This is a genomic window from Tissierella sp. P1 (assembly GCF_002266425.1).
GTDB lineage: Bacteria > Bacillota > Clostridia > Tissierellales > Tissierellaceae > Tissierella > Tissierella carlieri.
Map to the genome: position 1 here is coordinate 155,709 of NZ_NPMN01000006.1, position 15,896 is coordinate 171,604.

Annotated in this window: 12 protein-coding genes, 1 pseudogene and 1 other annotated feature; all 13 genes and pseudogenes read left to right on the forward strand. The window is 30.5% G+C overall.

The annotated features are described in order from the left end of the window. The first annotated feature begins 139 nt into the window (after positions 1-139). The 13 genes and pseudogenes from CIW83_RS23630 to CIW83_RS06270 all read left to right on the forward strand — a co-directional run bounded on the left by CIW83_RS23630 (position 140) and on the right by CIW83_RS06270 (position 15,127). Positions 140-1,008, forward strand: a pseudogene (locus CIW83_RS23630) (LysR family transcriptional regulator). 845 nt (positions 1,009-1,853) lie between these two features. Then, a complete protein-coding gene (locus CIW83_RS06220; protein WP_094899984.1) occupies positions 1,854-2,537 on the forward strand; it encodes a response regulator transcription factor in 684 nt (227 codons plus the stop codon). Positions 2,538-2,548: 11 nt separating this feature from the next. After that, a complete protein-coding gene (locus CIW83_RS06225; RefSeq protein WP_158220034.1) occupies positions 2,549-4,477 on the forward strand; it encodes a HAMP domain-containing sensor histidine kinase in 1,929 nt (642 codons plus the stop codon). A 142-nt stretch (positions 4,478-4,619) separates the two neighbouring features. Then, positions 4,620-4,802 carry a hypothetical protein gene (locus CIW83_RS21930; RefSeq protein WP_143598526.1) on the forward strand — a complete coding sequence of 61 codons (183 nt, stop codon included), beginning with the start codon at positions 4,620-4,622 and terminating at the stop codon, positions 4,800-4,802. Continuing rightward, complete coding sequence (locus tag CIW83_RS06230; RefSeq protein ID WP_094899986.1) at positions 4,754-5,965, forward strand: extracellular solute-binding protein; 1,212 nt, start codon at positions 4,754-4,756, stop codon at positions 5,963-5,965. The genes CIW83_RS21930 and CIW83_RS06230 overlap by 49 nt, the downstream gene beginning before the upstream one ends. Before the next feature lie 22 nt (positions 5,966-5,987). Next, a complete protein-coding gene (locus CIW83_RS06235) occupies positions 5,988-6,845 on the forward strand; it encodes a carbohydrate ABC transporter permease (RefSeq protein ID WP_094899987.1) in 858 nt (285 codons plus the stop codon). Between the two features lie 13 nt (positions 6,846-6,858). Next, positions 6,859-7,737: a carbohydrate ABC transporter permease gene (locus CIW83_RS06240; RefSeq protein WP_094899988.1), complete on the forward strand. Its 879-nt coding sequence runs from the start codon at positions 6,859-6,861 to the stop codon at positions 7,735-7,737. A gap of 22 nt (positions 7,738-7,759) precedes the next feature. Then, positions 7,760-9,709, forward strand: coding sequence for an HlyD family efflux transporter periplasmic adaptor subunit (locus tag CIW83_RS06245; protein WP_094899989.1), 1,950 nt, complete (start codon positions 7,760-7,762; stop codon positions 9,707-9,709). Beyond that, a complete protein-coding gene (locus tag CIW83_RS06250) occupies positions 9,706-10,848 on the forward strand; it encodes an ABC transporter permease (protein ID WP_094899990.1) in 1,143 nt (380 codons plus the stop codon). The genes CIW83_RS06245 and CIW83_RS06250 overlap by 4 nt, the downstream gene beginning before the upstream one ends. A gap of 28 nt (positions 10,849-10,876) precedes the next feature. Then, entirely contained in the window at positions 10,877-11,953 is a 1,077-nt protein-coding gene (locus tag CIW83_RS06255) for an ABC transporter ATP-binding protein (protein WP_094899991.1), read from the forward strand. 60 nt (positions 11,954-12,013) lie between these two features. Beyond that, positions 12,014-12,282: a binding site (T-box leader), on the forward strand. A gap of 223 nt (positions 12,283-12,505) precedes the next feature. After that, complete coding sequence (lysS, locus tag CIW83_RS06260; RefSeq protein WP_094899992.1) at positions 12,506-14,026, forward strand: lysine--tRNA ligase; 1,521 nt, start codon at positions 12,506-12,508, stop codon at positions 14,024-14,026. A gap of 228 nt (positions 14,027-14,254) precedes the next feature. Further along, positions 14,255-14,743: a helix-turn-helix domain-containing protein gene (locus tag CIW83_RS06265; protein WP_094899993.1), complete on the forward strand. Its 489-nt coding sequence runs from the start codon at positions 14,255-14,257 to the stop codon at positions 14,741-14,743. A 24-nt stretch (positions 14,744-14,767) separates the two neighbouring features. Beyond that, a complete protein-coding gene (locus CIW83_RS06270) occupies positions 14,768-15,127 on the forward strand; it encodes a DUF4180 domain-containing protein (protein ID WP_094899994.1) in 360 nt (119 codons plus the stop codon). The last annotated feature ends 769 nt before the right edge of the window (positions 15,128-15,896 follow it).

The following is a 15,896-nucleotide window of genomic DNA, read 5'->3' on the forward strand; positions in this document are numbered from 1 at the left end:
ACTTGTAATATAATGGTTAGAAATATATTGCATGTTTTCATATCTCCGGCTATAATTGTATCATACGATTTTCCATATTTAAAATATCTATTCTGTATATATAATATATGAAAAAAATATATCTTTCTTGGAGGTTTCTATGGATATAAGACAATTAAAATATTTTTTAGCCATTGCAGAAGAAGGTCAAATAACTTTAGCGGCTAAAAAACTTCATATGGCACAGCCACCCCTAAGTCAACAACTCAAGCTTTTGGAAGATGAGCTTGGTGTAAAGCTTGTAGAGCGAGGCTCGCGGAACATACAGCTTACAGATGCAGGGAAGATATTGATGAACAGGGCACACCAAATCTTAGAATTATCGAATTCTGTTGTAAAAGAAATTGAAGATTTCAGTAAGGGACTAAAGGGAACATTATCAATAGGTACAGTTTCATCATCAGGTGAAACACTTCTAAGCGGAAGGATATCAGAATTTCACAAGGAACATTCTGGTATTAAATTTGAAATATATGAGGGGAATACTTTTACACTTATTGATTTGCTAAATAAAGGTATTATTGAAGTAGCATTGCCAGAACACCATTTAATGCTTTAAACTTTGAGTGCAAATATGCAGATGATGAGCCTATGGTAGCCGCAATACCAAAGGAATATTATTGGAACCCAGATAAGTTTACTATATCAATCAATGAACTAGAAAATAAGCCGTTGATTATTTACAGAAGGTTTGAACATCTAATTTATGAAACTTGTATGGAGCATGGATTCGAGCCAGAGATATTCTGTAAAAATGACGATGCTCGGACAGCTCTTATGTGGGCAAATGCAGGGTTTGGAATAGCTATTGTACCTAAGTCTGTATTTGAACTTGCTGCTAATAGAAATCTGATTTACAAAGAGATAGAAAGTGAAAAGTTGAGAACTCAAATAGCTGCAATATGGGTAAAAGACAGATATATTTCTCCCATTGCATTAAAATTTATAGAAAGCTTTGGAAGAGTATAGGTATAAAATATAAAAGGCCACTCCTAGAAAATTGCTGGGAATTTATATTTTATGAATCTGTTTTTCTTCTTGATACAATATAACTTAATTTTTAATATCAGATATAACTTTAAATTTAAAGGATTCACTTTTGGAAGTAAGTTCTTTTTTTATTATAAGTTTCATAAAGAGTTCATTGATAAAAATCGCTATGTTAAGATGGAAGTTTTAGATAGACTACTTATTTTTTATTTACTAGTTAAAGTAGGCATGTGCCTACAAAAAATAGTTGACAATTTATATATATAGGTGCAATTGTCATGACTAAAATTCATATATGATATGAGTGGGCAATTGATTACTATAGAGACGGTGATTTGGATAACAGAGAAAAAGCAAAGCTTAGGGATACTGAATGGGAAGATTTTATTATTACAACTGATGAACTTTGTAATCTTAAGAGTCATGGAGTTATTTTATCAGATTTAAATTGATTCAGTAGAATACTATAGTCTGATGATATATCAAAGAAGTATATTCTTTAAATAATATATTTAGAGAAATTAAAATTAGTAGCATAGGGGAGAGTTAAGACCATATTAAAGCAAGGATTTACAAAAGGAGAATATCGATATTCACATGAAGACGTTGGAGGTTTTTCATTTATAGAAACCGTCCGAAAATCAAATTAATTTAATTACTGATACTAAGTAAGATATATTTGTAAAAAATTGCAAATCGGTCATAGGACTGTATTTTGCGATTTTTTAAGTCATTACTAACTATAGCGATGCTGTTTGAAAAAAGGGTCAAGGTATTATATAATGACATGAGAATAATGTATATAATAAAAAGGTGATTAAAGAATGTATAATATACTAGTTGCAGATGATAATGCGGAGATATTGGAAGTACTTGAGATATACTTAAAAGAAGCAGGATATAATGTTTATAAAGCAGAGGATGGTCTACGAGCTATTGATGTACTAAAGCTTCATAAGATACATCTCATTATTATGGATATTATGATGCCAAATTTAGATGGTATTAAAACCACTTTGCGTATTAGAGAGAGTAACAATATTCCTATTATTTTCTTATCGGCTAAGACTGAAGAATATGATAAGATAGAAGGGCTGGAAGTAGGTGGAGATGATTATATAACTAAACCCTTCAGCCCTCCTGAATTATTAGCCAGAGTAAAGGCACAGCTTAGAAGATATACAAAATTAAATGCTGGGCCGTTAGATCAAAATCAGATTGATATAAGAGGATTGACAATAAATCAAAGGAATAAGACAGTAGAAGTTGATGATGAATCAATTAAACTCACACCTACAGAATATAAAATTCTATTATTATTGGCAAAAAACAAGGGAACGGTATTATCCTTGCAAACCATTTATGAATCAGTATGGAAACAGCCATTTTTAGATTCAGAAGGCACCGTAATGTTTCATATTAGTAAGCTAAGAGAAAAGATAGAGCTAGACCCTAAAAGACCTATGTATTTGAAAGTTGTATGGGGTCATGGATATATGATTGAATGAGAGGAAAGCCTATGAAAAATAAAAACAATAGGACATATAGAATTATATTTTTTATTTCAATCTTACTCATAAGTATAAGTGTAGTATCCTCCATTGGTATATGGAAAAATAGAAGATTTTTCTTTGAAGGATATATTTATAGTAATTATCTGAATAATACTGTTAGTGACTATTGTTCCCAAGTATATAGATTTATAACGGGAGATATGTCGGAGGCAGAAGAAGAAGCGTTTCAGGTACGAAATAAAGGAGCATATTATTATATTACAGATGATAATACAAAAGAAACCTTTACTAACCTTCCGGAGGATATGAATCATATTGAATTTTCTTCTCAGCCTAATATTTTATCCTTTGAATATAGTGATTATCAAAGGACATCCTTAAAAGGTATAGGAGATTCAAAGCTATCGTTTACATTAGATTATAGGAATATTGATTCGAAGCATATTAACTTTTCAGGCTTCATATTTATCGATAAAAATGATAAAACGACCTCAAGTTTATTTGGTTACGCTATTGATACAGGATTTAAACAGCAAAAAATATTATACTTAGAGATTAAAATTACTGTAATTTCTCTTTTATTTGGCATTATACTGTACATTGCAGTATATAAGAAAGCAATAGAGAATTTAAATGAAGGAATAAGTGTAATACCAATAGATGTAAGATTAGGAAGTCCCATATTGACTTTTATCCTTTTAGTATTTCTATTTAATACCTATTTATATACGATAGGGCTTTTTTCGGCATTGTTGAGACGTATTATTTTATATTTTACCTTTGTTATATTGACATTCATCATGCTAACGGGTTCCATATTGTTGATAATAAAAGCGGGTGAATATAAAAAGGACAATATGAAATTTAGTCAGGAATGGGAAAATAGACTTACAAAAAATATACCTGCATGGATTATAGGATTGATTTTGCAGATTATTTGGTACTTTTTTGTACTATCCTTCTTTGGACCGGGGAATACCATATACGATTACATTTCAATGATTAAAACTAAGTGGCCTATAGTGATCGTACATAATTTAATTATTTTGATATTTTTTATATTAATTCGTCAAATCATAATAAACAAAAGAATATATACAAGAGAAGTTATAGACATTACACAAAAAATAGCAAAGGGTGATTTGGAGCAAAGTATTCCAGTTATTAGAAATGATAGCTATGGTAAAATAGCCCAAAGTATTAATGAAATAAAAGAAAGCTATATCCATGCACTTGAGGAGCGAAAAAAGAGTGAAAGGTTAAAATATGAGCTGGTAACTAATATTTCTCATGATTTAAGAACGCCTCTAACATCTATTATAAACTATATCGAATTAGTTAAGAAAAAAGGAGTATCAAAGGAAATAGAAAAATATATTCTTAATGCTGATACGAATGCAAAGCGGCTTAACATTTTAATTGAAGATTTATTCGAATTGTCGAGAATAGAAAGCGGTAACATTCAGTTGGATATTTCGCAGGTTGATATTGTGCTGATGATTAAGCAAATAGGCTACGAATATAAGGAGAAAATGGAGGAAGGGAAACTTGAGTTAATTATAAAAACTACAAGCAATTCAATCCTATGGTCTTGTGATAGTCTTAAAATGTGGAGGGTATTTGATAATATTATAAGTAATGCAGTCAAATATTCTTTGCCGAATACAAGGATATATGCAGTATTTACAGAAAATATAGAAGAGCGACAGCTTATTATAAGCATAAAGAATATAGCTTCCTACCAAATGGATTTTGAAACCGATGAGTTGTTTTTACGGTTTAAAAGAGGAGATAGTTCAAGAAGTACAGAGGGTTCGGGATTAGGTCTTGCCATAGCCAAGAGTATCATAGAGCTCCATCAGGGCAATATCGACATTGAGACAGAAGGGGATATGTTTAAGGTTATTATTCAGCTAAAGAATATATCTATATAGAAGAGAAAGCGTATTATAGTCAATCTATATTACGCTTTTTTCTATGGCTAAAACAATCCTAAGCAAATCCTAAGAAATTTTATCAACTTCTTCTTATATAATCTATATGTAAATAAATCTAATTAGAAGAGGAGAGGAGATAATGAAAAAAACCTTACTTGCTACTATACTAATTCTAACAATATTAGTTGGATGTACTGGAAATATCCAGAATAGTGATGAAGAAACTCTTAACCTGTCAAAACAAAAGGATGAAGAGGAATATATACCCCTAAGATGGAGGGAGAGCTTACGGTTTCAGCTATGTTTGAGCAAGAATATTTAACAATAGCAGCCCAAAAGTTTATGAGCAAGTATCCTGATGTAAATATTATCATAAATTCATATGTGAGGACAGAAGGTGATAATGTTGTCGGTACTTCTGAGGAATTTTCCGCAGAGAGCTATAGAAATCAGTTAAATACAAAAATAATGACAGGAAAGGCTGAAGATATTATTCTTACAGGACATCTCCCAATTCATAAGTATATTAATATAGGTGTATTTGAGGATTTGAGCAATTTATTGAGCCTTACCCCTGAGATTAATTCCGACAATTATTTTATGAATGTGCTAGAAGCTCCAAAGAATAAAGATGGAAATATATATATGCTGCCACTTATGAGTAGATTTCAAGTTGTTAGCTTTGATAAACATTTGGTAACGGACAGTGGTAAAAAAATAGAGGATGGCATGACAAAAATCAGCTTTGGAAAAGCCTTAGAATTTGCACAGGAGCTTGTAGATAATACAAGCAGAAAAAATACCTTTTTAATGCTGGAGTCAGGAGCACATTTATTTAACTATGCTTTCAGGGACTATTTTAATCAGTTTGTTGATATAAACAATAAAAAGGTAAATATCGGAGAAAAGTATATCAGTTTATTGAATCATGTAAAGGATTTAGAGAATAATGGTTATTTCGCAGCAAAGGGTAGTATAGATTTCTATAATATGGAATACTACTTTGCATTTAACGTTGACTTTGACACACAGGCTGCTTTCTTCAATTTACTTCCAGATACCTATACTTATGCAATGCCATTGTCTGATGCCAATGGGAATGTTTATGTAAATCCAAGTAATAGTGTTGGAATCAACAGTAATTCTAAGCATAAAGAATTAGCGTGGGAGTTCATTAAGTTTTTATTATCAGAAGAAGTACAAAGTTTACCGAGCTTCTATGGACTAGGTGTAAATAAAAAAGGCTTTGATAATTCCGCTGAAAGAATTTTAAAATTATATAACAAAGATGAAAAGGTTAGCAAAGAAGAATATAGAAATCTTTTAGAAAAATGGGTAATGGAAATTAATGCTTATGATATAAATGACCCCGTCATTAGTGAATTTATCTGGGAAGAGAGCAACAAATTTTTTGATGGAGAACAGTCGGCAGAAGAAGCGGCCAGAATACTGCAAGCAAAGATAAGCAAGTATTTAAACGAATAATATTTGGAAGTGAGATGATTAAATGAAAAAGAATAATAGAATACCAATTATTATGTTGAGCATCAGCTTATTAGGATTTTCATTTTTTTATCTCTTTCCCTTTATTTTCTCTTTAGTTTATGGGCTGACTGATAATCCCATAAACATGAAATTTGTAGGTCTTAAAAACTTTATTGATTTATTCCAAAATCAATATTTTCTGCTAGGGCTTAAAAATACGGCTATTTTTATGGTAGTCAGTGTACCTCTTAATATGTTGTTATCTTTGTTTATAGCATTGGCTATAAACAAGCTTACAAAATATAGAAATCAGTTTAGCATTGTATTTTTAATACCATTAGTTATACCCTCAGCAACTATTGCATTCTTTTGGGAAAATCTTTTTAGTGTAAATGGTTTTGTCAATAAATACTTAAGCACTTTTGGAATGGATAAAATAGACTGGTTTCAGAGTAAATACGGTATGCTTGTTATGATATTTATATTTCTATGGAAAAATATAGGCTATAATATGGCTCTTTTTATCAGTGGACTAAATAATATTCCGGAAGAGTATTATGAATGTGCTGATATTGAAGGAGCTAATTGGTTTTACAAATTTACAAGGATAACTTTGTTATATTTGATGCCTACCATATTTTTGGTATTGATTATGACCTTCGTCAATTCCTTTAAAGTTTTTAAGGAAATATATATTATTACAGGGGAATATCCCCATGAAAGTTTGTATGTTTTACAGCACTATATGAATAATATGTTTCTGTCACTAAACTATTCAAAGCTTGTTAGTGCTGTATATATCTTGACTATTGTTATTGTATTCTTTGTGGCTATGGTATTTAAGGCAGAGAATAAATTGGCTGAGGACTTAAGAAGCTAAGGAGGTAGCAGCTATGAGTAAACCAACACATTATTCTAAAAGAATTTTTCATATATTCCTATTAACTGTATTTTCTATTATGGCAATCATTTATATTCTTCCCTTGGTCATTACCTTTACCAACTCTTTGATGAGTATGAATGAAGTGAGTAGTCATTATAGTACTATGGGAGATATTTTTCATCCAGAAGGAAAATTTGTTGATATGGCTATAATTCCAGAAAAGATTACACTATCTCAGTATATCCATATACTTTTAGAGAATCCTGTTTATCTCAATATGTTTTGGAATTCCGTTAAAATTGCTGTTCCTATTGTGGTGGGACAATTATTTGTATCCTCTATGGCAGCCTATGCATTTACAATACTTCAATTTAAAGGTAGGGAACTTTTATTTTTTATTTATATTATTGTCATGCTGCTTCCTTTGCAGGTTACCTTAATGCCAAACTATATAGTATTTGATTGGTTAAATATGACAGACAATTATCTCGCCATCATTCTGCCTGGTATATTTAATCCCTTTGGAGTATTTCTTCTAAGACAGTTTATGAAGATGATACCAAGTGCATATATAGAATCAGCACAAATGGATGGGGCTGGGCATATCAGGATATTCTTCAGTATTGTGTTACCTATGATAAAATCAGGACTTGCTTCTGTAGCTATGCTTACCTTTATTGACTATTGGAATGTAGTTGATCAGGCTGTTATTTTTATTAAAGATACTTATGCACAGCCCATGTCATTATTCTTAGCCAGAATCAATGAAGGGCAGATGGGGGTATCCTTTGCATCATCATGCTTTTATATTTTTCCAGTATTGATTATATTGTTTTACGGTCAGGAATATTTAAAAGAAGGAATAAATTTATCAGGATTAAAAGGATAACATTGAGAGGTGATTAAAACATATGAATAGCAAAAAATCTATAAAAGGAATAGGTATATTTTTAGGAATTACACTTTTTCTAACCTTTTTTTCTAAAACTATCTGCAATTTCAATCTTCCAACTGTAACAGCAGTATCTCTTACAGGTGGGAAATTAGTGAATACCATTGAAGGAACCTCAATTATTACTTATAGAGACAGCTATGATGTCTATGCAAAAAAAGAAGGAATAGTGAAGGATGTTTTTATTAAGCCCGGTGATAAGGTAATAAAGGGGCAGGCTCTTATAGAATTTGATTTAGATAAGGATTATATTGAGCAATTGACATTGGACATACGAAGAAAGGAACAGGATATTAAGCTTTTAAATATGAAATTAAATAATCTGAAATCTAAGGATTTGTCTCCCCAAAAAGGAGAAATTGAAAAATTGAATGTTGAGATTTCAGATGTAGAAGCTGAGATAGATAGTATTGAAAATGGCACATATGAATCATTAAAAAAATTGGAATATGAGTTTAATATCGATATGGCGGAGAAAAGGTTAAGTGATAAAAAGGAGCAATTTAACGCAGGAATGACAAACAGGTCAGAGCTTCATGAAGCAGAAAATAATCTTGAAATGGCTAAGTTACAATATGAACAATATATACAATCTGAAAAAGAAGCTAAAAACAACTTATTAAAAGATAAACAGGAACAATTGAATAGATTGTACGAAAAAACATTTTCCTTTGAAGAGGAAAATGAATATGCAATTACGGATTTGCATTTCCAAATAGAGAATATTCAAGATGAGCTTTTAATATTGAATAGAAAATTAGAACAGGAAACAGATGAACTTATTATTGAGCAGCTTACATTGGACATACGAAGAAAGGAACAGGATATTAAACTTTTGAATATGAAGCTGAATAATTTAGAATCTGAAGATTTAGCTGTAGAAAGAAGAGAAATCAGAAAATTGAAGAGTGAAATTTCAGATATAAAATCTGAGATAGATAATATTGAAGATGGCAGATATGAATCATTGAAAAAGCTAGAATATGAGCTTAATATTGATATGGCAGAGAAGAGATTAAATGATAAAAAGGAACAGTTTAATGCAGGAATGACAAATAGATCTGAGCTTCATGAAGCAGAGAATAATCTTGAAATGGCTAAGATGCAATATGAACAATATATACAATCTGAAAAAGAAGCTAAAAATGCTTTATTAAAGAATAAGCATGAACAATTAAATAGCTTATATGAAAAAACCTTTTCCTTTGAAAAGGAGAATGAATATACAATGATGGAAATGAATTTTCAATTAAGCAATACTCAGTCTGAGCTTTTGATATTAAATAAGAAGCTTGAGCAAGAAAAAAATAGTAAAATTGTAGCAGAAGCAGAGGGCATCATTATTGATGTAGAATGTGAGGTGGGAAGGTTTATAAACAAAAATGATGTTTTGGTTCAGATGCAGGATATGTCAAATGAATTTAAGGCAGAGTTAGTTATTGATGAGGAACAATTAGATCTGTTTAATACGGAAAGTTCTGTGGAAATAAAAGTAAAGGGTATTGCAGAAACATTGAAGGGTGAGATTATAGGTATAAATCCCAATGGAAATGAAGATGGCACAGGACATAAAATAACTATAACCCTAAAGGATACCTCATTTCAGCTGGCGGGGAAAAATGCTGATATAAAGATTAAAACTGAAAGTGAGCTATACAATTTCATTATACCAAATGATGCAATAAGAAAAGACATAAATGGCTATTATGTTTTGGTGCTTCGAGAGGAAAATAATGTATTGGGCAGAAACTTTATTGCTCATAAGACTTATGTGGAATTAATAGACTCGGATAATTCTCTGTCAGCCATTAAAGAATTAGCTTTGTTTGAACCAATTATTTTGACAAGCACTTCTCCTATTGATGCCGGAAGTCGGGTGAGATATGAAAGTACCGGTGATAAAAAATGAAAGTAAAGAAAAGAGTTCTGGTGCTTTTGTCTTTGATACTATGCTTAACCACAGGGTTGTGTTATCTTATAGGAAAATATATAGGAGAGAGTACAGCCAACGACCTTTATATGATGTCTATAGATAAGGAGTTCACTTTTTTTAATGCCAAGGATATTACTTTCTTAAAAGAGAAGAAACAGTCCTTTACTTTTATGGCAAGACAGTATATGAATGTTTATTCTAGTATGATTGAAGGTCGGTCAGAGATTATCGGAACCAATGAGGATTTTTCCTATATGAGTAAGTTGAAAATATTATCAGGGTCATTTTTCAATGATGCACAGATTAAGAAAAACAGTAATGTAGTTGTGTTAAGCAGCGGAGCTGCTTGGCATTTTTTTGGAAATATACAAAGGGTTGTAGGTAATGATATAACTATAGAAAATGAAAAATTTCAAGTAATTGGAGTGGTAGAAAAGGCTTTAGCACAGAAGGATGAAATATTTCTATATATGCCCTTTGAAAAATTAAATAAGCTTGCTTTTAATGAGTTGGAGGTTTTGGATATATGGCTTCAGCTTGACAATATATCGGAGATACAGCCAATTATAACAGAAATGGGATATCTGTCTGACAGCATAAATATTGTTGAAATGAGTCGGTACAAGGATATTGCTATGCAGCGTTTTAAATTTATTATTTTTATTATGGGTATAGGTATTATCATTTTTTTATGGAAAATGATATTGAATAATATAAGGAGCTTAAAGCAAGTAATAATAGAATTTTTGAAAGAAAACTATATAAGAGATATATGGTGGATTTTCAGTAATAGAAAAAGTCTCTTTCAGCTTTTATATTCCTTAGGCTATATACTGGCTGCCTCATTAATTTGGAAGATAACTCGATTTAGACCATGTATACCTGATGGGTTTTTTATGTGGAGGAATTATAATTTTAATGCCTTGATGGATATATTAGATTTTTACATTCAGTCTAGTATTGGAGTTCCAGAATTACAATATCTAAATCGTCTAAATACTATATCCAATATATTGTTTTTCCTATCTATATTATTAGCAGCATCTATTTTGGCCATATTATTTAGAAAAGATCAAAGGAATTCCCTGATTAGAACTGAGATGAAGGATGCATGAAGACATATAGAGAAAGGAGAGAAGCTCTTTGAAATTACAACTGAAGAATATTAGCAAGATATATGATAATGGGTTCACGGCAGTAAGAGACTTTAATTTAAATGTTGAAGATAAAGAATTCATAGTATTTGTAGGGCCCTCAGGCTGTGGAAAAACTACTACTCTGAGGATGATTGCAGGCTTGGAGGAAATATCAGATGGAGAATTGAAAATTGATGGGGAAATTATGAATGATGTATTGCCTAAAAATCGGGATGTTGCTATGGTTTTTCAAAATTATGCCTTATATCCACATATGACCGTATATGATAATATAGCCTTTGGCATGAAAATACGAAAAGTATCAAAGTCAGAAATTGACCGTAAGGTAAAAGATGCAGCAAATATTCTGGGTATTTATGATTTATTGAATCGCAAGCCCAAAACATTATCTGGTGGGCAACGTCAGCGAGTTGCCATGGGAAGGGCCATCGTCAGGGAACCAAAGGTTTTTCTCATGGATGAGCCCTTGTCGAACTTAGATGCAAAGTTAAGAATCCAAATGAGGTCGGAGATTGCCAAACTATATCATAGACTTCAAGCAACCATAGTCTATGTAACTCACGACCAGACAGAAGCCATGACTCTTGGAACCAGAATAGTCGTGATGAATGAAGGAGTAATTCAACAGGTCGACACTCCTCAAAGCTTATATCGTCATCCTAAGAATATGTTTGTGGCAGGATTTATTGATGCACAAATAAATTTTATTGATGCAACAGTAAAAAAAATTGATGAAAGAATCTATCTTCACTTCAATGGTATTGATATAATATCTCCGGGAATAGTTGAAAATGCACTGGAACATTATGTAGATAAAACAGTTGTAATAGGTTTACATCCTGAAGCCATACAGATCTGCGATAATGGTATAGAAAATGTAAAAGTAGATGTAGTGGAGCATCTAGGTTCTGAGAAACATTTATATTTAAATCTATCTGGAATGAATATCAATGCCAAAGTCAGTTCAGAATTAAATATAAAGGTTGGTGATAGCATAAAGATTTCCATTGATACAAAGTATATACATATTTTTGACAAGATAACAGAACAGGCTATAATTTAATATTAAAAAATTAAAAAAATGTTGACTTTATAAGTAAGGTATAATAAAATAAATAAAAATTAAAAGACCGTGAAGAGATGAGTAGATAAATTAAATTTTTTTACAGAGAGTTTCCGTTGGTGAGAGGAAGCGAAAAATATTTATTGAAAAAAGCCTCTGAGTCTTACATTGAACCTTTAAATAGGGGATGATGTAACGGGAGCTCCCGTTAAAGAGCTAGAGTATAATCTATTGACTATGCAGTTAAGAGACGTACTTGAAAAGGTTAATATGGTGACATATTGACAAACTGGGGTGGTACCACGAAGTAATAATCTCTCGTCCCCAAGACTTATGTCTTGGAGGTGAGAGTTTTTTTATTGTCATAAAGATAAATATTCTTGAAATTATAAAAAGAACTTATATCAAAGTGTTATTAAAGTATCTTTTTTTGAAATCCATTTATGGAGATTTCATATTTGAAAAGAATAATTTATGAAAGCTTTCGTGTTGGATTATAAAAATTTTAGGAATATATAAATATCTATTAAAAAATGAAAGGTGGTATTATCAATGTATAACAACTATACAGATTTAAATAATTTAAGTGAGATAATGCAAGATGCTAATGAATTTATGGTAGAAAGAGTGAAAAAATTAATCCAATTAAAGAAGTCCGGGATTAACCCATATCCATATTTTTTTATCACAAATTCCAATTCTAAGTATATAATGAAAAATTTTGATTCTATAAATAGTGACCAAGAATTTATTTTAGCAGGTAGAGTTATGCTCTTAAGAAGGATGGGGAAGGTTACTTTTTTAAATATCAGAGATCAGCAAGGAACAATTCAAATTTATATAAGCAAAGCAGATGTGGGAGAAGAGGAATATAATCTAATTAAACTAATAGACACAGGGGATATTATAGGAGTACAAGGGAGTGTATTTAGAACTAAAACAGGAGAAATAACTGTAGAGGCAAAGAAAATCACTATGCTTTCTAAATCCATAAGACCATTACCAGAAAAATATCATGGGATTCAAGATGCTGATTTAAGACAAAGACATCGTTCCCTTGATATGATAATGAATGAAGATGTAAAACAAAGATTTATTAACCGTTCAAAAGCTATGTTTGCCATAAGAGAATTTATGGATGGAAGAGATTTTATGGAGATGGAGACACCAATATTAGATACAAAATATGGTGGGGGAGAGGCAAAGCCTTTCATAACTAATGTAAATGCTCTAAACTGTGAAGTATTTATGAATGTATCTCCAGAATTATATTTAAAAAGACTAATGGTAGGGGGGATTGATAGAGTTTACACCATGGTAAGAGCCTTTAGAAATGAAGGTATAGATAGAACTCATTATCCAGAGTTTACATTATTTGAATGTTATATGGCCTATGCGGATTATGATGATATGATGAGACTTATGGAACAGCTATACGAATATGTATTCTTAAAAGTAAAAGGAACGACTAAGGCAACTTATGATGGAGTAGAAATTGATTTTAAAGCCCCATGGAAAAGAAGGACTATGTGTAATCTTGTAAAAGAAAATACAGGTATAGATGTAGAAATACTTTCAAGAGAAAATATAATAAGTTTAATAAAAGAGAAGGAGCTTTTATTAGGGGAGCAAGAAGAAGGGTTAGAGTTAGAGGAAACTTCAAAAGGAGATTTGATTTTGATACTATTTGAAGCTTATAGCGAGAAATACTTAATAGAACCTACCTTTGTAATAGATTTTCCATTAGATTCTTCTCCATTATGCAAGGTTCATAGGTCTAATCCAGAATTAATTGAAAGATTTGAACCTTATGCTTTTGGAGTAGAGCTTGGAAATGCGTATTCAGAACTTAATGATCCATTAAGACAGAGAATATTATTACATGACCAAGCTAATAAATTGAGAGCAGGACTCGAAACAGCAAGCCCAATGGATGAAGAATTTGCAGTAGCAATAGATACTGCAATGCCGCCAGCTGGAGGTTTGGGAATAGGAATAGATAGGATGATGATGTTTTTAACAGATTCTCCATCTATAAAGGATGTAATAGCGTTTCCGCTGATAAGAAGATAAATCAGGTATCTTATTAAAAACACTAATCTTTATTAGAAAAGATTTAGTGTTTTTTACTGTGATTATAAATTCTACGACTATCATAAAATATGAGATAAAAAATAATGAAAAATAATATTGACTCCTCAAAGTGCAATAAAATACAATAAAATCTAATAAAATACTTGACCTGTACAATAAAAGTGTATATAATCATCTCAGATAGTAATACCGAAAGGATGGATATTTATGGAGGGCAAATTTTATACAGTTAATCAGGTTGCCGAAATATTAGGTATGCATCATAAAACTATAAGAAAATTTATAACACAAGGTAAGCTTGGGGCAAATAAGCTTGGAAAACAGTGGAGAATTTCAGAGGAAGATTTAAATTCCTTTATGAAACAAGATGTTAATACTAGCGATGAAGACATTAAAGAAGATGAAGAGATTGAGTTTTCAACTAATGAAATAAATTTAAGTATCATAAGACCAAAAATAAATGTATCTGCTGTTATAGAAATCAATGAAATAGATATGGAACAGTATATGAGAATATCTAATACTCTTATAGCTATTATGAACTGCAAGGACCCAAGCATTGGCAAATCAACAATGAACATGAAGTACTCTAAAAAAGACAATAGATTAAGAGTAATGTTATGGGGCACTATGAAGTTCACTGAGGAGATGTTGAGTACAATTTCACTTTTTACAGAATCAACTAATTTATATTAATTATGAAGTTGGGGAGGAAACAATATGAATTATAATTTAATAGATAAGGGCGATAAAAGATATATTGAATGTATTTCTAATGAAATATTGATTAGTAAAGAAACAGATGCTATGGATCTTATTGCTGCTTGTTTCGAAAATAATACTAATTTATTGATAATCCACTATGAAGCACTTTCTGAAGATTTTTTTAATCTTAGAACAGGATTAGCGGGAGCGATATTGCAAAAGCTAGTGAATTATAATATTAAGGTTGCAATAATTATAGCCAATGAAGAAAATTTAAATGATAGATTTAGAGAAATGATTATTGAAGCTAACAAAAGAGATGATTATAGGGCATTTAAGAGCATCACTGATGCAGAAAATTGGATTTTAACTTAAAATAGGAAGAAGTGTAATTATATTATATAGATATAGATAGATGTTTTTAACAGCTTCTTTATCTATAAGGGATATAATAGGACTATACCAAAATTAAATGAAGATAACATGAAACTGATGACAGCGTATATCTGACTAGCATATATGTGGTAGGTGATTTGGGGATTGGAATTAATGAGATAATCAATATGGTTTTAAATAAATACCTGTTGACAATAAGAAGATTAGATTATATACTTAACTAAAATCGTAGTTATATGAAGAGGAGATTTAAGGAGATGTACACAATAGTTCTTAATTAAACTATTAAAATTAAATAGTTTAAAATGCTTTTAAAATTCTATAATAGGATTTTATTCAATGATGCATTTTGAGAACAATATCATCTATAAAACTCTTTTATATAAAAATGGAATAACTATAAATGAATGTATATGCTCATTTATAATTTAAATATATGCTAAGTATATATTATAGTATTAATTTTAATTTAAATATAATAAAAGACATTTATATAAATAAAATCCTCATGGATGATATTGTTCATCTATGAGGATTTTATCTTTTATGTAAGGAGGAATGTTTATGTTGTTAGAGGTTTTAAATATAAAAAATATATAAAGATATAGTAATAATTGATATGGATGAAGACATAATGAAAAGTGAATTAAAAAAGTATAAAGGAGATGGGATATATGAATAAATTTGGTCCAAGCCCAAACAGTATTTATCCTAATGAAAACATAAAGAATATTTGCTATATAAAAGA